Source organism: Stenotrophomonas sp. GD03930 (assembly GCF_029839665.1).
Classification (GTDB): domain Bacteria; phylum Pseudomonadota; class Gammaproteobacteria; order Xanthomonadales; family Xanthomonadaceae; genus Stenotrophomonas; species Stenotrophomonas forensis.
The window spans coordinates 399,162-419,315 of record NZ_JAOCAV010000002.1 but is presented as its reverse complement, the minus strand read 5'-3'; the positions used below and the strand labels follow the sequence as shown (position 1 = coordinate 419,315).

Below are 20,154 nucleotides of genomic sequence, written 5' to 3'. Positions count from 1 at the left end.
GGAACCCGCACCGTGCAGACCACCGACCACCCGAGTTCCCCGACCGCCACTCCGCCGTCTTCGTCCCGTGACCACAGCATGAAAATCAAACGATTCGTCGCCGCCGACATGCGCTCGGCCATGAACCTGGTGCGCAAGGAACATGGTCCTGACGCCGTGATCCTGTCCAACCGCCGGATCGAGGAAGGCATCGAGATCGTCGCTGCCGCCAACTACGACGAGAGCGCCGTGCAGCGTGCACTGGAAGCCTCGCGCCGCGACGTGGCCCCGCCGCCGGCGCCCAAGCCGCGTACCGCCGCCGATGCGGTGATCGCCGCGGTCACCCGCCGCCGCAGCAACACCCCGGCACCGGAACCGGTGGCCGCCACCACCTCGGCCGTCGCCGCCCTCGCCCGTGCGGCGGTCGGCGCCACCGGCCGCACCCTGGACAGCGCCGACGAAATCGTGCCGACCCGCGGCAGCACCGGCTTCGCCGCCACGCTGGCACGCGCCGCCGTCAACGAACCGGCGCTGCCGGAGCAGATCTTCGCCCCGTTCGCCGAAGCCATCGTCGCGCCGGCCGCACCGGCCAACCGCGCCCGCTTCCCGATCGACCCGCCGCACGAGGCGCATCACGAAGGCCCGGCGCCGGCCGTACAGCCGCCGCCGCTGCCGACCGCTGCCGTGGCCGACGTGCAGCCCGGCATCGCCGCCAGCGAACCGGCAGCGGTGGACGCCAACGACGAAGCCAGCCCGGCCCCGGTGCTGGCTCCGGCCCCGATGCTGACGGTGGTCGCCCAGGACGATGCCGAGATCCGCCAGCTGCGCCACGAAGTGGCCGGCATGCGCCAGGTGATCGAGCGCGAGATGAACCGCTTCACCGACGAGCGCCTGCGCGGCTGCCCGGTACGCGCCACCGCGCTGGACCTGATGGACGAATACGGCTTCGACGCCGGCCTGGCCCGCGACGTGGCCATGCAGATCCCGCTGGAGACCGAAGCGCACCGTGGCCGCGGCCTGATGCTGGGGCTGATCTCGCGCAAGCTGCCGATCGCTCCGGTCGACCCGCTGGAAGAAGGCGGCGTGATCGCCCTGGTCGGCCCGACCGGCGCCGGCAAGACCACCACCATCGCCAAGCTCGCCTCGCGCTTCGCCGAGAAGCACGCCCCGCGTGACGTCGCCCTGGTGACCACCGACACCACCCGCATCGGCGCCCGCGAGCAGCTGTACGGCTACGGCCGCCAGCTCGGCATCGCCGTGCACGAGGCCAACAGCGGCACCGACCTGGACCAGCTGCTGGAACGCCTGAAGGACTACAAACTGGTGCTGATCGACACCGCCGGCCTGGGCCCGCGCGACCGTGCACTGGCCGCCCAGCTGCAGTGGCTGCGCGCCGCCCGCCAGGTCCGCACCCTGCTGGTGCTGCCGGCCAACACCAGCTTCGGTGACATGGACGAGGTGGTCCGCCGCTTCGGCGCCGCCAACCTGCAAGGGCTGGTACTGAGCAAGCTGGACGAGACCGGCCGCTTCGGCAACGCCCTGTCGGTGGCCGTCGACCACGCCCTGCCGATCACCTGGGTGACCGATGGCCAGGATGTTCCGGAGGACCTGCACCGGGCCAGCGCAGCCAATCTTGTACTTCGCCTTGAAGATTTGCGCCGAGCGGCCGATATGCCCTGCAACCCGGAGTTGAACCATGCCGTCGCGTGAGTACGCCAAGCTGACCAAGACCTTCCCGCTGTCGGCCACCCGCAGCGAGCCGCTCGGCCCTGTGCGCACCATTGCCGTCACCGGCGGCAAGGGCGGCGTGGGCAAGACCAACGTCTCGGCCAACCTGGCCGTGGCGCTGGCCGGCATGGGCAAGCGCACGCTGCTGCTGGACGCCGACCTCGGCCTGGCCAACATCGACGTGATCCTGGGGCTGAACCCCACCTTCACGCTGGCCGACCTGGTCGCCGGCCGCTGCTCGCTGGAAGACGTCATCGTCGAAGGCCCGAACGGCGTGCTGGTGGTCCCGGCCGCGTCCGGCCGCCGGCACATGGCCGAGCTGGCCCCGGCCGAGCATGTCGGCCTGGTCAACGTGTTCTCCGAACTGGAACGCGAGCTGGACATCATGGTGGTGGACACCGCCGCCGGCATCACCGACGGCGTTCTGACCTTCTGCCAGGCCGCGCAGGACACCGTGGTGGTGGTCTGCGACGAGCCGGCCTCGATCACCGACGCCTACGCACTGATCAAGGTGCTGTCGCGCGAACGCGGCGTGGACCGCATCCAGGTGGTGGCCAACATGGTGCGCGACCCCAACGAGGGCCGCGTGCTGTACGAGAAGCTGACCCGCGTCTGCGAGAAATTCCTCGCCGATGTCTCGCTGAACTACCTGGGCTGCGTGCCGCAGGATGACTGGCTGCGCCTGTCGGTGCAGCGCCAGCAGCCGGTGGTGAAGGCCTACCCGTCCAGCCCGGCGGCGCTGGCGATCACCGAGATCGCCCGCCGCACCGCACGCTGGCAGGCGCCGACCGAACCGCGCGGCGGCGTCGAGTTCTTCCTCGAACGCATCCTCAAGCAACGTGGGGTGGCGGCATGAAAGGCGCAGCCCAGTACCGGGAGGTCCAGCGCTCGGCCGCCAACGAGGTGATCGCCCAGCACTCGGACCTGGTGCGGCGCATCGCCCACCACCTTGCCGCACGCCTGCCGGCCAGCGTCGAAGTCGACGACCTGATCCAGGCCGGCATGATGGGCCTGATCGAGGCCTCGCGCAGCTACGACGCCGACCAGGGCGCCTCGTTCGAGACCTACGCCTCGATCCGCATCCGCGGCTCGATGATCGATGAAATCCGGCGGGGCGACTGGGTGCCGCGCTCGGTGCACCGCCGCGCCCGCGACGCCGCCGCCACCATCCGCCGGCTCGAGCAGAGCAGTGGCCGTGCCGCCAGCGCTACCGAAGTGGCTGCCGCGATGGAGATGCCGCTGCCCGAATACCTGCGGCTGATGGAAGACGCCGCGCGTGGCCAGGTGCTGAGCCTGGAGTCGCGCATCGAGGACCAGGGCGAGCTGGACACCGTCGCCCAAGGCGGCCCGACCCCGCAGCAGGTGCTGGAGCGCGGCGAGTTCGGCCGCGAGCTGGGCAAGGCCATCGGCCATCTGCCCGAGCGCGAACAGCTGGTGCTCTCGCTCTATTACGAGCAGGAACTGAACCTGAAGGAGATCGGCGCGGTGCTCGGCGTGAGCGAGTCGCGGGTCTGCCAGATCCACGGCCAGGCCGTGCTGCGCCTGCGTGGCCGGCTGAAAATCTTCGAGGCGGCGGACGCCGGCCTGGAAGAATGAACATCCCCGAGGCGGCTGCCCCCGGCCGCCCGGAATGAACAACAAAGGAACTCTGCTTTGAACAAGAACATGCGCATCCTGATCGTCGACGACTTCTCGACCATGCGTCGAATCGTCAAGAACCTGCTGGGCGATCTGGGCTTCACCAATACCGCCGAAGCCGAGGACGGGCATGCTGCGCTGTCGCTGCTGCAGAGCCAGCCGTTCGATTTCGTGGTCACCGACTGGAACATGCCGGTGATGACCGGCATCGAGCTGCTCAAGGCGATCCGTGCCGATGCCAAGCTGAAGACCCTGCCGGTGCTGATGGTCACCGCCGAAGCCAAGCGCGAGCAGATCATCGAAGCCGCCCAGAGCGGCGTGAACGGCTACATCATCAAGCCGTTCACCGCGCAGACCCTGGAAGAAAAGCTGGGCAAGATCTTCGAACGCCTGGCGGCCAGCGCCTGATGGACACCACGGTCGACCGCAATGCCCTCGCCCTGCGCCTGCAGGAAGCCCTGGACGCACTGGAGTCCGGTGACGAGGCCGCCTGGCGGCAGCGCATCGACGGACTGGTCGCGCTGCGCACGCAGCCGATGATGAGCGGCCTTTCGCGGCTGGCCCGCGAACTGGGACAGGCGCTGGGTGAACTGCCGACCGTACCCAGCGAAGCCGGTGAGCTGGATGACGCCTGCGCGCGCCTGGACCACGTGGTGGCAATGACCGAACAGGCCACGCACCGCACCCTCGACCTGGCCGAGGAATGCCGCAGCCTGACCGAACAACTGCGCGCCGAAGGCCTGCAGCCGGGCCAGGATGCGCAGCTTGAGCGCATCCGCCACAACCTCACCGAGATCGCCCTGACCCAGAGCTACCAGGACCTGACCGGGCAGATCATCCGTCGCGTGGTCGGCATCGTCCGCCGCGTGCACGAAGGCTTCGGCGCGCTCGGCCTGCCGCCGGAACAGCATCGCACCGACCCGGAACTGGCCGGGCCGGCACTGAAGGGACTGGACCGCCACGCGGTCTCGCAGAACGACGCCGACGACCTGTTGTCGGACCTGGGGCTGTAAGCATGAGCGCGGTATCCGACGACATCACTGCCGATTTCATCATCGAGGCACAGGAAATCCTGGACCGCCTGGGCGAACAGCTGGTGTCGCTGGAGCAGGCACCGCAGGACAGCGAGCAGCTCAATGCGGTGTTCCGTGGTTACCACACGCTCAAGGGTGGTGCCGGCTTCCTCGGCGTCACCGCCATGGTCGAGCTGTGCCATGCCGCCGAAGAAGCGCTCGGCATCGCGCGCGCTGGCCAGGCCGTGTTGCAGGCCCATCACTTCGACGCGGCGCAGCAATCGCTGGATTACCTGCAGTCGATGCTCGATGCAGTGTCTTCCGGCACCGAACCGGGCTACGCCCCGCCGGAGCTGATCGCACAGTTCGACATGCACGGTGGCGGAACCGTGGCCCCCACCGCCTCGGCACCCGCTGCCGGCGGCGGCGACCTGATCACCGAAGACGAATTCGAGGCCCTGCTCGACCAGCTGCACGGCGGCAACGCGCCCACTGCGGTGACGCCGGCGAAGAAGGCCGACGACGGGCTGATCAGCGAGGACGAATTCGAAGCCCTGCTTGACCAGCTGCACGGTGGTGCGGCCCCCGGCAGCAAAGCGGTCGCCGCCGCGCCGGTTGCTCCGCCGCCGGCACCCCGCCCGGCGGCGCCCACGCCGCCCGCGAAGCCGGCCGCCAAGCCACTGGCCGAGGCCGAACACACCGTGCGCGTGGACACCAAGCGCCTGGATGCGATCGTCAACCTGATCGGCGAACTGGTGCTGTCACGCAACCGGCTGAAGACCCTGCGCGCACGCCTGCGCGACGAAGAGCTGGACCGCGCGGTCTCCACCCTGGACATCGCCACCGCGCGCCTGCAGTCGGCGGTGATGCGTACCCGCATGCAGCCGGTCGGCAAGGTGTTTTCGCGTTTCCCCAAGGTGGCCCGCGACGTCGCCCGCTCGCTGAAGAAGGAAGTGGACCTGGAGCTGATCGGCGCCGAGACCGAGCTCGACCGCAACCTGGTCGAGGCTCTGGCCGACCCGCTGGTGCACCTGGTCCGCAACGCCATCGACCATGGCGTGGAAATGCCCGACCTGCGCGAAGCGCAGGGCAAGCCACGGATGGGCCATGTGCGCCTGTCAGCCCAGCAGGAAGGCGACTATGTCAGCATCGAGGTGCAGGACGATGGCGCCGGCATCGACCCGGAAAAGCTGCGTGCGAAGGCACGCGAGAAGGGCCTGATCGATCCGGAAGCCGCGGCCCGCCTGAGCAGTGAGGAATGCCTGCACCTGGTGTTCCTGCCCGGCTTCTCGACCAAGCAACAGGTCACCGATATCTCCGGCCGTGGCGTCGGCATGGACGTGGTGCAGTCGCGCATCCGCGAACTGAGCGGCCAGATCCAGATCCAGTCGGAACTGGGCCGCGGCAGCCGCTTCCTGATCCGCGTGCCGCTGACCCTGGCCATTCTTCCTACCCTGCTGGTGCAGGCCGGCGAGGACGTCTACGCGCTGCCGCTGGCGCGCGTGATGGAAGTACTGCACGCACCGCGCACCTCGCTGGGCTGGTTCGATGGCCGTGCCGTGCTCGACCGGCGCTCGCACACCCTGCCGCTGGTCGATCTGCGCCAGTGGCTGGATGTGACGCCGGCCGCCTCGACCCTGCTGACCATCGTGGTGCTGCAGGCCGGCGAGGCCCGCTTCGGCCTGGTCGTTGACCAGGTGCGCGGGCGCGAGGAAGTGGTGATCAAGCCGCTGCCCAAAGCCCTGCGCGGGCTGCGCGGTTACGCCGGTGCAACCTTGATCGGCGATGGTCGCATGGCGCTGATCCTGGACGTGGACGGCCTGCGATGAACCCCGCCGGGCCCTGCCCGGCGGCCCCAAAACTGTGACTACCGTCTGTACGCGATCTCCCGGTGTCTCAAGTCCCATTCATACACGCCGATACCGGAACCATGGATAGACTCAGCCTCATTGGACTCTTTCTCGCCCTGGCCTCGCTGGTCGGTGGCAGCATCCTCAAGGGCGCCGGCCTGGCGTCGTTGTGGTCGCCTGCGGCGTTCGTGATCGTCATCGTCGGCACCATCGCCGCGATCCTGCTGCACACCTCGCCGGCAGTGTTCAAGCACGCGTTCAAGATCGTGCGCTGGGTCGTGCGGCCGCCGCACAGCGACCGCCGCGAGCTGATCCAGCAGATCGTCGAGTGGAGCAACATCGCCCGCCGCCAGGGCCTGCTGGGCCTGGAATCGCAGGTGGAAGCACAGCAGGACCCGTTCCTGCGCAAGGGCCTGCAGCTGCTGGTGGACGGCGTCGAACCGGAGTCGATGCGGCACATGCTGGAAATCGAACTGGGCAGCCAGGAACACCAGGACCAGGCCGGCGCCAAGGTCTTCGAGGCGATGGGCATCTACGCGCCGACGCTCGGCATCATCGGTGCCGTGCTGGGCCTGATCGCGGTGATGAAGAACCTGGCCGATCCGAGCAAGCTCGGCCACGGCATCGCCGCCGCGTTCACCGCCACCATCTACGGCATCGCCTCGGCCAACCTGCTGTTCCTGCCGATCGCCGCCAAGCTCAAGAGTGTGATCTCGCACAACACCCGCGACCGCGAAATGGTCATCGAAGGCCTGATCTCGATCGCGCAGGGCGAGAACCCGCGCAACATCGAAACCAACCTCTCCGGCTTCCTGCACTGACATGGCCCGCCGCAAGCACCACGAAGAGCACGCCAACCATGAAGCATGGGCGATCCCCTATGCCGACCTGATGACGCTGCTGCTCGCCTTCTTCGTGGTCATGTATGCGATTTCCTCGGTCAACGAGGGCAAGTACCGGATCATGGCCGACGCGCTCACCGACGCCTTCGGTGGTGCACCGCGCACCATCAACCCGGTGCAGGTCGGCAACAAGCAGGTGCAGGGCGGCGGCTGGGACAGCCCGTCGGTGATCAAGTCCGGCACCAAGATCGGTCCGTCCGCACCGGCCCCGTCGCATGACCCGACGCTGCTGCCATCGATGGCCTCGCAGATGCGCATGCCGGTATCGGTGCACAACCAGGAACAGATCGCGCGCGCCGAGCGCCAGCTCAACAGCATCGCCGACCGCTTGACCGCTGCGCTGGCGCCGCTGATCGACCGCGGCATGATCAGTGTGCGACGCACCGAACTGTGGATCGAGGTCGAGATCAACAGTGACATCCTGTTCCCCACCGGCTCGGCCGCGCTGGACGTGCACGCACGGCAGACCCTGGCCAGCCTGGCCGACGTGCTGCGCGATGTGCCCAACAGCGTGCGCGTGGAAGGCCACACCGACAACGTGCCGATCGCCACCGCCACCTTCCCGTCCAACTGGGAACTGTCGGCCGGGCGCGCGGCCAGCGTGGTGCACCTGTTCGCCGACCAGGGCGTGCAGCCGTCACGACTGGCGATGGTCGGCTACGGCCAGTTCCGCCCACGCGAAGAGAACGACAGCGCGCAGGGCCGCAACCGCAACCGCCGGGTGATGGTCATCATCCTGGCAGACACCTCGCACTCGGTCGATCCGCTCGGGCAGCGCCTGAACGCTGCCACCGGCGCCGTCGACAACAGCGCCACCGAACAAGCCGCCGCAACTCCGGCTACCGCCCCCACCTCCCCCATCGCACCGGTGAAGTTGCCGCCGGTGCCGGCTGGCAGCCGCGTCGGCGCCGCCGTTCCCCCGGCAATGAAGGAGTAAACCGATGCGCATCTGGGCAGTCGCCAACCAGAAGGGCGGAGTCGGCAAGACCACCACCACCCTCGCCCTCGGCCGCGGCCTGGCCGCGCTCGGCCACCGCGTGCTGCTGATCGACCTCGATCCGCATGCCTCGCTCAGCCGCGCCTTCGGCGTGCCGGTGGATCCGCCGCCGGCCGGCGTGCTGGAACTGTTCGGCGCCCCGCCGGCCGACCTGTCCAGCCTCTGCCATGCCAGCAGCATCCACGGCCTGGACTACGTCTGCGCGCAGTCGGCACTGGCCACGCTGGAGCGTCGCAGCGCCAACCAGCCCGGCCTCGGACTGGCCCTGCAGAATGCACTGGCGCGCCACCAGGGCCAGCACGACTACATCCTGCTGGACTGCGCGCCGACCCTCGGCCTGCTGATGATCAATGCGCTGGCGGCTGCCGATCGCCTGATCATCCCGACCCAGGCCGAACCGCTGGCCCTGCACGGCCTGGATGGCATGGTCCGCACCGGCGAGATGGTCGAGCGCTCGCGCCGCCGTCCGCTGCCGATCTCGATCCTGCCCACCCTGTTCGACCGCCGCACCCGCGCCGGCAACGAGTCGCTGCGCACCATGCAGGACCGTCATGGCGCGCGCGTATGGGAAGACGCGATTCCGATCGACACCCGCATCAGCAACGCCGCCGGCCTGACCCTGCCGAGCGTCGGCGAGGACTACCCTGGCCGCGGCCTGGCCGCGTATCGCCGCGCCCTGAACTGGATTCTCGGCGAGGACGCGCGCGCCCTGGAGCAGGCCGCATGAACAGCACCGGCGTACTGGACGATTACCTGGACGAACTGCTGGGCGAAGCCATTGTCGCCGCACCGCCCGCTGCGCCGCCAGCAAGCGCTGGGCCGAGCGAAGCGGCCACCGAGCGCGAGCCGACCTGGGATGACCTGCCGGCCGAAGTGATCTACGAAACCGAAAGGGCGACCACTGCCCCGTGCACCGACAACGCCGCGCTCGAGGCCGCGTTCGAGGCGGCGGCGACGATCGAGCGCGAGCCGACCTGGGACGACCTGCCGGCTGAAGTGATCTACGAAACCGACACCGTGGCCGCTGCCCCGGCCGCGGACGACGCCGCGCTGGAGGCCGCATTCGAGGCCGCCGCAACGCCGGCCGCCGCCGACGGCGAACCGACCTGGGATGACCTGCCAGACGAGGTGCTGCACGAGACAGCCCCGGCGCCGGCCACCGCTAGCGCCGGCCCGGAACCCACCTGGGACGACCTGCCGGACGAAGTGATCTACGAGACCGATACGGCTCACAGCCATCGCCTCGCCCATACCGACAGCCCAGGCCTGCAGGCGGCATTCGAAGCCGCCGCGGGCGGCGAAGACGTCGCCACGCCGGCGCCGGCCGTGGTTGCCGCGCCGGTACCACCGGCAGCACCGCGGGCAGCCGCTGCACCCGCCGCACGCACCGCAGCCGTATCGCCACCGCGGGTCGCCGTGGACGCCCCCGCAGCCAGCCGCCCCAGCAGCTGGCAGGAACTGCAGGCGCAGGCGCACCACCCGGCCAGCAGTCCGCACCCGCAGAACCGCCGCGCCGGCGAGCGCACCTCGCGCTGGCTGCGCCTGCGCTGCGGCACCCAGGCCTATGCGCTGGAGCTGCTGAAGGTGCAGGAAGTGGTGCTGCCGGTGCCGCTGCTGCCGTTGCGCGGCACCGCACCGGCCATGCTCGGCATCATGAACCTGCGCGGCCAGGTGGTGCCGGTGATGGACCTCGGCCTGCACCTCGGTGCCGCTGCCGCCGAGGACGACGCGCAGACCCGCATCGTGGTGCTGGAGGAAGACGGCGAGACCATCGGCCTGCGCGTGTCGGCGGTGGAAGACGTCGCCAACCTCACCGACTCGCAGATCGAGCCACCCGATACCGCGCGCATCTGCCAGATCTCCAACGATCTGTTCCGCGGCGTGGCCCGGGTCAGCCAGCGCCCGATGATCCTGCTCGACGCCACCCAACTGTTGAGCTGAGTCGGCCCATCGCGCCGATTCTTCTAAAGAACCCCGCCGGGGTGCCGTTATGGATCACGGAACCGTTTGTCCGGAGCAACGATGAGCACTGTCGAACTGGGTGAGGATCTCGGCATCGAGAGCAGCACCGAGCTCAAGAACCGCCTCGCCCCGCTGGTGGCGCAGGCCGGCGAGCTGACCCTGGATGCAAGCCAGGTCGCCCGCATCCACACCGCCGCCATACAGGTGCTGTGTGCGTTCGTGCAGGCCCGCCGCGAGGCAGGCCTGGGCACCGGCTTCCACGGTTGCACTGCAACCTTCCGTGACGCCGCGCGCCTGCTGGGCGTCACCCAGGCCCTGGGCCTGGACGCAACCCATGACAACCTGAAATCTGTGGAGAACGCTGCATGAGCGCACGTATCTTGGTGGTGGACGATTCGGCGTCGATGCGCCAGATGGTTTCCTTCGCCCTCACCTCGGCCGGTTTTGCCGTCGAAGAAGCTGAAGACGGCGCGGTCGCGCTCGGTCGCGCCAAGGGCCAGCGCTTCAATGCGGTGGTCACCGACGTCAACATGCCGAACATGGACGGCATCGCGCTGATCCGCGAACTGCGCCAGCTGCCGGACTACAAGTTCACCCCGCTGCTGATGCTGACCACCGAGTCGGCCGCCGACAAGAAGTCCGAAGGCAAGGCCGCCGGTGCCACCGGCTGGCTGGTCAAGCCGTTCAATCCGGAACAGCTGGTCGCCACCGTGCAGAAAGTGCTGGGCTGATCGCCCGGCACCGCTCCCCTTCTTCGCTTCCGGACCACCACTGCCATGAGCATGGACCTGCAACGCTTCCACGCCACCTTCTTCGAGGAGAGCCGCGAAGGCCTCGACGCGATGGAGGCTGGCCTGCTGGCCCTGGAATCGGGGCAGCAGGACGCGGAGATCATCAATTCGGTGTTCCGCGCCGCCCACTCGATCAAGGGCGGCGCCGGCACCTTCGGCTTCGATGCGATCGCCGGCCTGACCCACGTGCTGGAAACGCTGCTCGATGAGCTGCGTGCCGGCAAGCGGGCACTGGAAGGCCACGCCGTCGACGCCATGCTGTCCTCGGTGGACGTGCTGCGCGCCCTGTTGCGCGAAGCCGAACACGGCCAGGCCGCCGATCCCGCGGCCGTCGCCGCGGTGAAGGCACGCCTGGAAGCGGTGCTCTCCGGCCAGGCCGCGCCGAGTGCCCCGGCCGCCGCGGCCGCCAAGGTGGACGACACGCCGGAAGCCTGGCAGATCGGCTTCACTCCGGCACCGTCGCTGTTCATGAGCGGCAACGATCCGCTGCGCATCATCCGCGAACTGGAACACCTCGGGTCGCTGCAGGTCGCCGCGCGCATCGAGCGCCTGCCCGGCTTCGCCCAGCTCGACCCGCTCGAGGCCCACCTGGCGTGGGACCTGGGCCTGGTCGGCAAGGTGCCGCGCAGCAAGATCGAAGACACCTTCGCCTGGGTGCTGGACGACTGCGAACTGGACATCCGTCCGGCGGCGCCGCCGAGCCTGGCCACCCAGGCCCCGTCCGCAACAGCCCCTTCCACACCGGCTCCTGCGGCACCTGCCGCACCCGCGCCCGCGGCCAGCGGCGGCGCACCCCAGGAAGCCGAAACCTCGATCCGGGTCAGCGTCGACAAGGTCGATGCACTGATCAACCTGGTCGGCGAACTGGTCATCACCCAGGCCATGCTCAAGCAGGTCTCGCACGCGCTGGACCCGGTTCTTGCCGAGAGCCTGTTCGCCGGCCTGGACCAGCTTGAGCGCAACACCCGCGACCTGCAGGAAGCGGTGATCGGCGTGCGCATGCTGCCGGTCGATGCGGTGTTCCGCCGCTTCCCGCGCCTGGTCCGCGACCTGTCCAGCCGCCTCGGCAAGCAGGTGCGCCTGCGCACCGTCGGCGAAGGCACCGAGCTGGACAAGGGCCTGATCGAAAAGATCGCCGATCCGCTGGTGCACCTGGTGCGCAACTCGATCGACCACGGCCTGGAAATGCCCGACGTGCGCCGCGGTGCGGGCAAGGACGAGACCGGCACGATCACCCTGGCCGCCTCGCACCAGGGCGGCCACATCGTCATCGAAGTCAGCGACGATGGCCGCGGCCTGGACCGCGCCAAGATCCTGTCCAAGGCGCACGAGCGTGGCCTGGCCGTGCCGGACAACCCGACCGATTCGCAGGTCTGGGACCTGATCTTCCAGCCCGGCTTCTCCACCGCCGATGCGGTGACCGACCTGTCCGGGCGTGGCGTCGGCATGGACGTGGTCCGCCGCAACATCCAGGCGCTGGGTGGCGAGGTGCAGATTGAAAGCAGCCTCGGCGCCGGTACCCGCACGCTGATCCGCCTGCCGCTGACCCTGGCCATCCTTGATGGCATGACCGTGGCGGTGGCCGGTGAAACCCTGATCCTGCCACTGGCCTATGTGCTGGAAGCCCTGCAGCCGCAGGCCGAGGACATCCGCAGCATGGCCGGCGAAGGCCGCGTGCTGCGCGTGCGCGGCGAGTACCTGCCGATCCTCTCGCTCAGCGAGTACTACGGCTACGGCAACCGTGCACCGGGCAGCGAATCGCTGGTGGTGGTGGTCGAGGGCGATGGCCAGAAGATCGCGCTGGAAGTGGACGAGCTGGTCGGCCAGCAGCAGGTGGTGGTGAAGAACATCGAGAACAACTACCGCCGCATCGGCGGGGTATCCGGTGCCACCATCCTCGGCGACGGCCGCGTCGCCCTGATCGTCGATATCGGCGGCCTGGTGCGCTCGCTGCGGATGCCGCAGGCCGCCTGATTCCCATTGCAGGCTGTCCAGAACCGCCGCCCTTCAGGGCGGCGGTTTTTGTTTGCGCGCTCCATTCCACCCGGGGTCAGATGCCTTTTCCGGGAAAAGGGATCTGACCCCACCCCTTCTGTGAACTCCGTCGGCGCCGTGCTTTCGCATGCAACTACGCCACCCAAGCGAAAGTCCCATCACAGCAGCACTTTCGCACCCGCGCCCCTACGCAACCGAATGTGATCTGCGTCCATAAAGTCCGCGCAGCCCGCGCCGTTATCCCGCAATGACGGCCGTCACCGAACCCCACCGGGCACTCCCGTTCGCTCTGCAACCACCCCCAGCCGCCGCGACTGCGCCGGCACCCTGCCCACCTGGAGCACCCTGCATGAAGTGGTTCCAAGATCTGCCCATCGCCCGCAAGCTGGCCGTGGGGTTCACCCTCACCACGTTGATGACCCTGGTCCTCGGCGCCTTCGCACTGTTGCGCCTGAGCGAGGCCAATACGCAGCTGGGCGAGATGGCCGGTAACGATATTCCGTCGGTCCAGCACCTGGGCGAGGCGCGCTCGCAGCTGGGTGAATTCCGCACCTACGAACTGGCGCTACTGAGCATGCTCGACCAGCCCGACAAGGTGGCCGACTACAACAAGCGCATGGATGACACCGCCAAGACCGTACGCGACGAGCTGGCCGCGTACGCGGCGTTGCCGGCGCTGGCCAGGGAACGCGAGCTGTACCAGGCCGCCAACGTGCAGCTGGAGCGTTACTTCGCCGCCAACAAGGCGATGCGTGACGCCGTGGCTACCGGTGACGGCGCACTCGCGCAGCAGATCTCCGACGAGCAGTCGCGCCCGGCACGCCGTGAACTGTTCGCGGCGATGAAGGCGCTCGGCACGCACATCGCCGGCCTGATGGACGCCAAGATCGCTGCCGCCAACGCCACCCACCGCACCAGCATGATCGCCATCATCGGCTGCATCGTGCTGCTGTCGCTGGTCGCGGCCGCGCTGGCCACGGTGATCTCGCGCGCCGTCACCGGCCCGCTCGGCAAGGCCGTGCACGCGATCCAGGCCGTCGCCCGCGGCGACCTCAGCGTCAGCACCCAGGCCACCAGCAAGGATGAGGCCGGCAAGATGCTGGCCGCCACCGCCGAGATGACCGCCATGCTGCGCCGCTTCAGCGAGCAGACCCAGCTGATGGCGCAGATGCATGCCGGCCCGGACATCAGCCACCGCATCCCGGAAGACTTCCCGGGTGTCTACGGCCAGCTGGCCGGCGGCATCAACACGGTGATCTTCGAGCACCTGGACGCGATCCGCGATGCCATCGACGTGCTCAACCAGTACGCCATCGGCAATCTGGCCCCGGATGCGCGCCGCCTGCCCGGCAGCCGCGCGATCCTGCACGAATCGATGGACGCGGCCAAGGCCAGCCTGCTGGCGATCAACACGCAGATCCAGCAGCTGGCCGAGGCCGCCGCCGCCGGTGACTTCAGCCAGCGCGGCGATGCCCAGCGTTTCCAGCACGACTTCAGGCTGATGATCGAGCACCTCAACACCATGATGCAGGTGGCCGACGGCAACCTCGGCCAGCTGTCGCAGCTGCTGCAGTCGATCGCCGCCGGTGACCTGACCGCACGCATGGACGGCCAGTTCAACGGCGTGTTCGCCCGCATGCGCGACGACGCCAACACAACCGTCGCGCAGCTGACCCAGATCGTCGGCCAGATCCAGGCCAGCGCCTCCAGCATCACCCTCGCCGCCGGTGAGATCGCCTCGGGCAACAGTGACCTGTCGCGCCGCACCGAGCAGCAGGCCGCCAACCTGGAAGAAACCGCCGCCTCGATGGAGGAGCTGACCTCCACCGTGCGCCAGAACGCCGAACACGCCCGCCAGGCCAACCAGCTGGCCATCGGCGCACATGGCGTCGCCTCGCAGGGTGGCGAGGTGGTCGGCCAGGTGGTCACCACCATGTCGGCCATCGAAGCTTCGTCGAAGAAGATCGCCGAGATCATCAGCGTCATCGACGGCATCGCGTTCCAGACCAACATCCTGGCGCTGAACGCCGCGGTCGAAGCGGCGCGTGCCGGTGAACAGGGCCGCGGCTTCGCCGTGGTCGCCAGTGAAGTGCGTACCCTCGCCCAGCGCTCGGCCGCCGCCGCCAAGGAAATCAAGGGCCTGATCGACGATTCGGTCGGCAAGGTCGCCGAAGGTTCAAGCCTGGTGCACCAGGCCGGCAGCACCATGGGCGAGATCGTCGCCTCGGTGCAGCGCGTGACCGACATCATGGCCGAGATCTCGGCCGCCTCGCAGGAGCAGTCGGCCGGCATCGAGCAGGTCAACCAGACCGTGGTGCAGATGGACGAAACCACCCAGCAGAACGCCGCGCTGGTGGAAGAAGCCACCGCCGCCGCCCGCGCCATGGAAGACCAGGCCGTGCAGCTGGGTGAAGCCGTGGCCCGCTTCCGGCTGGCATCGCAGGCGACCCCGGGCGCCACGCCGCGCCTGGCCACCGCACCGCTGCCGCGCCAGGTAGCGGCCGCTGCGCCCGCCCACAGGCCGGCACCTGCACGTGCGCTGCGAAGCTCGAGCGCCCAGCCGGCACTGGCCGCCGACGGCGACTGGCAGGAGTTCTGACCCCACGCGGAAAGCATCCACGCATGGCGTGGATCTACCTGCGTGGCACATCGGGGTCAGGTTCCTTTCCTCCGGGAAAGGGATCTGACCCCTCACGCATGGAAAGTGATGTAATTCTCACTTCATAATCCGATGCAGAGGCCGATATCCCCATCGAGCCTCGCGCCAACGCGTGCTGGCGCCCGCCCCTGACCGTAGATTCCATGTCCGACGGCAACGACACTGCAGTGCATGATGTCCACGCGGCCGATGCCGCTGACGAACGTTTCCTGGTCCGCAACCCGCGCCAGCTGCGCCAGTTGCTGCGCTCGCTGATCGACCAGCGATCACTGATCAATGCGCATATCGACGGCCGCGACCGCTCATTCCCGACGGCGCTGCTTGATCTTGACGAGGACGAAGACTTCCTTCTGCTTGACGGCAGCCCGCAGGAGGCGTCCAACCGCGCCGCCGAACAGGCCGACCATCTGCTGTGCTTCGCCCAGCTTGAACGGGTGCTGGTGCGGTTCCGCCTGCATGAACTGCAGCGCGTGGACAACGACGGCCACGTTGCGTTCCGTGCGCCCTTGCCGGACGAGCTGGTGCACCTGCAGCGACGCGAGCTGTACCGGCTGGAGACGCCGGTTACCGACTCTCCGCAGCTGCTGCTGCCGCCCGGCGAAGCCCGCGCCGAAGCGTTGTCGATGCGGGTGGTGGACATCAGTGGCGGTGGCCTGGCCGTGGTGGTGCCAAACGACTGCGCGGTGTTCGGCCTGCAGAAGCGCTATCCGGCGCAGCTGTCACTGCCTGATGGCCCGGACCTGGATATCGAACTGGTGGTCTGCAACCTGCTGCCGCAGCGCCAGCCCAACGGCATCGAGGTCAAGCGCGTGGGCATGCGCTTCGAGAGCCTGCCGCGCGGCGCCGACAGCGCCATCCAGCGCTACATCTTCCGCATCGACCGCCAGCGCAAGGCCCGCCGCAACGGCGAGATGTAGTCACGTGGTAGTGCCGGCCGCTGGCCGGCAACCTCGCGACCATGCGGGTACGGCCATTGCCGGCCAGCGGCCGGCACTACCGCTCCCCGGTAGGATGCCCAGGGCGCCACAGCTAAAGTCCCCCACGGCGGGGCCGATATCGAGCCTGACACCGGGACTTCCGGCAGAACCAGGACCCCTCGATGAACGACAAGACCAGCTCCGCCGCCAGCGCCGGTGGCGAATTCCTCAGCTTCACCCTCGGTGCCGAGCACTATGGCGTGGACATCCTCAAGGTGCAGGAAATCCGCGGTTATGACGCGGTCACCCGCGTGCCGGATGCCCCGGACTACATCAAGGGCGTGATCAACCTGCGCGGCACCATCGTGCCGGTCATCGACCTGCGCCTGAAACTGCGCCTGGACAACGCCCGCTACGACGCCTTCACCGTGATGATCGTGCTGAACGTGGAAGACCGCGTGGTCGGCATCGTGGTGGACAGCGTCTCGGACGTGATCCCGCTGTCGGCCGAGCAGATCCGCCCGACCCCGGAGTTCGGCGCCGCCGTCGATACCCGCTTCATCTCCGGCATCGGTACCCACGATGACCGCATGCTGATCCTGCTGGACATCGAGACCCTGCTCGACAGCGCCGACATGGGCCAGGCCGCCGTTGCCGAAGACGCCGCCGCCTGATCCAGCGGACCTGCTTCACGTTCTGGTCACACAACCCTTCAGTTCCCCGCGGCGGTGCCGATAGGGGGACAGAAGCCGGTCGCGCAGGAGCGCGCAGAACCGGAACGACCATCACCATCCCCGGAGATACACCTCGATGAAGTCCCTGCTTGCGTTCGTCTCGGCCGCTGTCCTGGCCACCACCGCCTCCTCCGCGTTCGCGCAGTCGGCCGACATGATCCCGCCGGAACTGGCACCGCGCTCGGTCGGCAAGGACGGCATGGTCTGTGGCAAGGTCGAAAAGGCCCGCTACGCAGAAGGTTCCGAAGGCCAGCCGACCTTCCTGTACATGGGCGGCGCCTTCCCGCGCCACACCTTCTCGGCCCGCATCGCCGGCGAGAACCGCGGCAAGTTCTCCTTCCCGCTGGAAACCCTGGAAGGCAAGACCGTGTGCGTGATCGGCAAGATCCAGCGCGACGCCTCGCGTGCGGAAATCGAAGTCAGCTCGCCGGCTGGCCTGAAGCTGGCCAACATCAAGTAATCCGCTGTCCGTCGAACCATGCCGGACCTGGCGCCGGCGTGGTTTCTGCTGCAACCGGGCCCGATGCCCGGGCGCGTCTGCCTTAGGAGCTCGCAACGCCCATGCCGTGGATCAACAACCTGAAACTGATGCCGAAGCTGCTGCTGACCTTCGGCGTCCTCCTGCTGGTGATGCTGCTGCAGGGCATCGTCGCCTATCGCGGCCTGCATTCGCTGAACAACGTCACCACCGAGTTGGCCGGTTCGCGCATGGAAAGCATCCGCATGGCCGGCGAGATGCGCGGCATGCTGGGCGAGTACCGCAACGCCGCCTACCAGCAGCTGATCCGCGCCAGCGATGACGTCAAGTCCGACGCGCGCAAGCAGGCCGTCGAGCTGCGCGGGAACATGGACAAGTCGATCAAGGGCTACCCGGCGCTGGTCGACAATGCGCAGCAGAAGAAGCTGTTCGACACCTTCGCCAAGGAATGGAAGGACGCCCTGGCCTCCTATGACAGCGTCACCGAGATGCTGGAACTGGACCTGCCGGACGACGCCATCGATACCTTCGTCGGCGAGACCCGCACCAAGCACCGCAAGGCCGCTTCGGCGCTGGAAGCACTGATCGCCGAAGACAACCGCCTCGCCCGCGCCTCGCGCGAAGAGGCCGAATCCACCTACGCCGCCTCGTCCGTGCTGACCGTGATCGCCCTGCTGGGCGGCGCCGCACTCGGCCTGGTGCTGGTCTGGCTGTTCGCCCGCGCCCTGGTCGGCAGCGTGCGTGGCGCCGTCTCGGTGGCCAACGACGTGGCCGGCGGCAAGCTCGATGGCCACATCGATGTCAGCCGCCAGGACGAAGTGGGCGAACTGATGCAGGCCATGCAGCGCATGCAGCGCGACCTGCGCGAGCGCATCGAAACCGACCAGGCCGTGGCCCGCGAGAACCTGCGCATCCGCACCGCGCTGGACTACAGCTCGACCGGCGTGTACCTGACCGACACCAGCAACACCATCGTCTACAGCAACCGCGCCCTGCAGCAGACCCTGAGCCAGTACCAGGATGAAGTGCGCCGCGACCTGCCGGACTTCGACGCCCAGGCCTCGCTGATCGGCAAGCCGGTCACCGTGCTGGAACACCGCGGCGAGATGGACCAGACCCTGCTCGGCAACCTGAAGGCGCACGGCGTCGCCCGTCGCCCGATGCAGTACGGCGATGCCCAGTTCGCGCAGGTGGTCTCGACCATCCGCAATGAAGGCGGCGACACCGTCGGCTACGTGGTGGAATGGCGTGACCGCACCCAGGAAGCGCTGGTCGAGGCCGAAGTGGCCCGCGTGATCGCCCAGGCCGCCGCCGGCGACCTGTCCGGCCGCATCGACGCCAGCGACAAGGATGGCTTCTTCCTGCAGCTGGCCCAGCAGATCAACGGCCTGCTCGACGCCAACGCCGGCAGCATCGAACAGATCTCCGGCCTGCTCGCCGCGCTGTCGCAGGGTGACCTGACCGTGCGCATGCACGGCGACTACCAGGGCGTGTTCGCCCGCATGCGCGACGATGCCAACGCAACCGCCGCACAGCTGAGCGAAATCGTCACCCGCATCAAGCAGTCCAGCCGCGCGATCAATTCGGCCGCCGGCGAAATCGCCTCGGGCAACAGCGACCTGTCGCGCCGTACCGAACAGCAGGCCGCCAACCTGGAAGAAACCGCCGCCTCGATGGAGGAACTGACCTCCACCGTGCGCCAGAACGCCGAACATGCCCGCCAGGCCAACCAGCTCGCCATCGGCGCGCATGGCGTCGCCTCGCAGGGTGGCGAAGTGGTCGGCCAGGTGGTCACCACCATGTCCGCCATCCAGGCCTCGTCGAAGAAGATCGCCGAGATCATCAGCGTCATCGACGGCATCGCGTTCCAGACCAACATCCTGGCGCTGAACGCTGCGGTGGAAGCGGCGCGTGCCGGCGAGCAGGGCCGTGGCTTCGCCGTGGTCGCCAGCGAAGTGCGCACCCTCGCCCAGCGCTCGGCCGCCGCCGCCAAGGAAATCAAGGGCCTGATCGACGATTCGGTCGGCAAGGTCAACGACGGCTCGGCGCTGGTGCACAAGGCCGGCGCCACCATGGGCGAAATCGTCGCCTCGGTGCAGCGCGTGACCGACATCATGGCCGAGATCTCCGCCGCCTCGCAGGAGCAGTCGGCCGGCATCGAGCAGGTCAACCAGACCGTGGTGCAGATGGACGAAACCACCCAGCAGAACGCCGCGCTGGTGGAAGAAGCCACCGCCGCTGCGCGCGCGATGGAAGAACAGGCCGGCCACCTCAGCGAAGCCGTGTCGATCTTCGTGGTCGACGAAGCCGAGGCAGTGACCGCCCCGCGCGTCGCCACCCCGGCACCGCGCGCCGCCGCCCCGGCAGCTCCGGCTGCGGTGGCACCGCCGGCCCGCCGCACCGCAGGCGGGCGCCCGATGGCCACCGAACTGGCCGACGGAGACTGGCAGGAGTTCTGATGCCACGCCTGGAGGGCCGGTCGCAACACCGGCCCTCCTTTCCGGCGCAGCC

At 68.6% G+C, this 20,154-nt stretch carries 17 protein-coding genes and 1 pseudogene; all 18 read left to right on the top strand.

The features are described 5' to 3' along the window. The first annotated feature begins 78 nt into the window (after positions 1-78). Positions 79-1,689, top strand: a complete 1,611-nt coding sequence (gene flhF / locus N5C18_RS12550; protein ID WP_053511026.1) for a flagellar biosynthesis protein FlhF — start codon at positions 79-81, stop codon at positions 1,687-1,689. Further along, entirely contained in the window at positions 1,676-2,563 is an 888-nt protein-coding gene (locus N5C18_RS12545) for a MinD/ParA family protein (RefSeq protein WP_008267550.1), read from the top strand. The genes flhF and N5C18_RS12545 overlap by 14 nt, the downstream gene beginning before the upstream one ends. Continuing rightward, the gene (locus N5C18_RS12540) at positions 2,560-3,303 is read left to right on the top strand and encodes an RNA polymerase sigma factor FliA (RefSeq protein WP_005413248.1); all 744 of its coding nucleotides are present in this window, start codon (positions 2,560-2,562) and stop codon (positions 3,301-3,303) included. The genes N5C18_RS12545 and N5C18_RS12540 overlap by 4 nt, the downstream gene beginning before the upstream one ends. A gap of 57 nt (positions 3,304-3,360) precedes the next feature. Next, positions 3,361-3,753, top strand: coding sequence for a chemotaxis response regulator CheY (gene cheY, locus N5C18_RS12535; RefSeq protein ID WP_006365466.1), 393 nt, complete (start codon positions 3,361-3,363; stop codon positions 3,751-3,753). Then, on the top strand, positions 3,753-4,358 hold the full coding sequence (locus N5C18_RS12530; RefSeq protein WP_049465790.1) for a protein phosphatase CheZ: 606 nt from the start codon (positions 3,753-3,755) through the stop codon (positions 4,356-4,358). Before cheY ends, N5C18_RS12530 begins: the two co-directional genes overlap by 1 nt. 2 nt (positions 4,359-4,360) lie before the next feature. After that, positions 4,361-6,187 (top strand): chemotaxis protein CheA, encoded by a 1,827-nt coding sequence (locus N5C18_RS12525; RefSeq protein WP_053512126.1) that lies wholly within the window; start codon positions 4,361-4,363, stop codon positions 6,185-6,187. 101 nt (positions 6,188-6,288) lie between these two features. Next, positions 6,289-7,029, top strand: a complete 741-nt coding sequence (locus N5C18_RS12520; protein WP_006442919.1) for a flagellar motor protein — start codon at positions 6,289-6,291, stop codon at positions 7,027-7,029. 1 nt (position 7,030) lies between these two features. Continuing rightward, a pseudogene (gene motD, locus N5C18_RS12515) lies at positions 7,031-7,876 on the top strand (flagellar motor protein MotD); the annotation flags it as partial. A gap of 175 nt (positions 7,877-8,051) precedes the next feature. Then, the gene (locus tag N5C18_RS12510; protein WP_071229213.1) at positions 8,052-8,834 is read left to right on the top strand and encodes a ParA family protein; all 783 of its coding nucleotides are present in this window, start codon (positions 8,052-8,054) and stop codon (positions 8,832-8,834) included. Further along, on the top strand, positions 8,831-10,048 hold the full coding sequence (locus N5C18_RS12505; protein WP_279944733.1) for a chemotaxis protein CheW: 1,218 nt from the start codon (positions 8,831-8,833) through the stop codon (positions 10,046-10,048). Before N5C18_RS12510 ends, N5C18_RS12505 begins: the two co-directional genes overlap by 4 nt. A gap of 81 nt (positions 10,049-10,129) precedes the next feature. After that, positions 10,130-10,438 carry an STAS domain-containing protein gene (locus tag N5C18_RS12500; protein ID WP_040007804.1) on the top strand — a complete coding sequence of 103 codons (309 nt, stop codon included), beginning with the start codon at positions 10,130-10,132 and terminating at the stop codon, positions 10,436-10,438. Beyond that, complete coding sequence (locus N5C18_RS12495; RefSeq protein ID WP_005409521.1) at positions 10,435-10,800, top strand: response regulator; 366 nt, start codon at positions 10,435-10,437, stop codon at positions 10,798-10,800. Before N5C18_RS12500 ends, N5C18_RS12495 begins: the two co-directional genes overlap by 4 nt. A gap of 45 nt (positions 10,801-10,845) precedes the next feature. Further along, a complete protein-coding gene (locus N5C18_RS12490; protein ID WP_279944732.1) occupies positions 10,846-12,834 on the top strand; it encodes a chemotaxis protein CheA in 1,989 nt (662 codons plus the stop codon). Positions 12,835-13,204: 370 nt separating this feature from the next. Next, positions 13,205-15,454 (top strand): methyl-accepting chemotaxis protein, encoded by a 2,250-nt coding sequence (locus tag N5C18_RS12485; protein WP_279944730.1) that lies wholly within the window; start codon positions 13,205-13,207, stop codon positions 15,452-15,454. A 203-nt stretch (positions 15,455-15,657) separates the two neighbouring features. Continuing rightward, the gene (locus tag N5C18_RS12480) at positions 15,658-16,431 is read left to right on the top strand and encodes a flagellar brake protein (RefSeq protein ID WP_053449662.1); all 774 of its coding nucleotides are present in this window, start codon (positions 15,658-15,660) and stop codon (positions 16,429-16,431) included. Between the two features lie 182 nt (positions 16,432-16,613). Then, positions 16,614-17,105 (top strand): chemotaxis protein CheW, encoded by a 492-nt coding sequence (locus N5C18_RS12475; protein ID WP_006442860.1) that lies wholly within the window; start codon positions 16,614-16,616, stop codon positions 17,103-17,105. 136 nt (positions 17,106-17,241) lie between these two features. Then, a complete protein-coding gene (locus N5C18_RS12470) occupies positions 17,242-17,625 on the top strand; it encodes a hypothetical protein (RefSeq protein ID WP_006442858.1) in 384 nt (127 codons plus the stop codon). Positions 17,626-17,726: 101 nt separating this feature from the next. Further along, on the top strand, positions 17,727-20,102 hold the full coding sequence (locus tag N5C18_RS12465; RefSeq protein ID WP_279944727.1) for a methyl-accepting chemotaxis protein: 2,376 nt from the start codon (positions 17,727-17,729) through the stop codon (positions 20,100-20,102). Positions 20,103-20,154 lie beyond the last annotated feature (52 nt).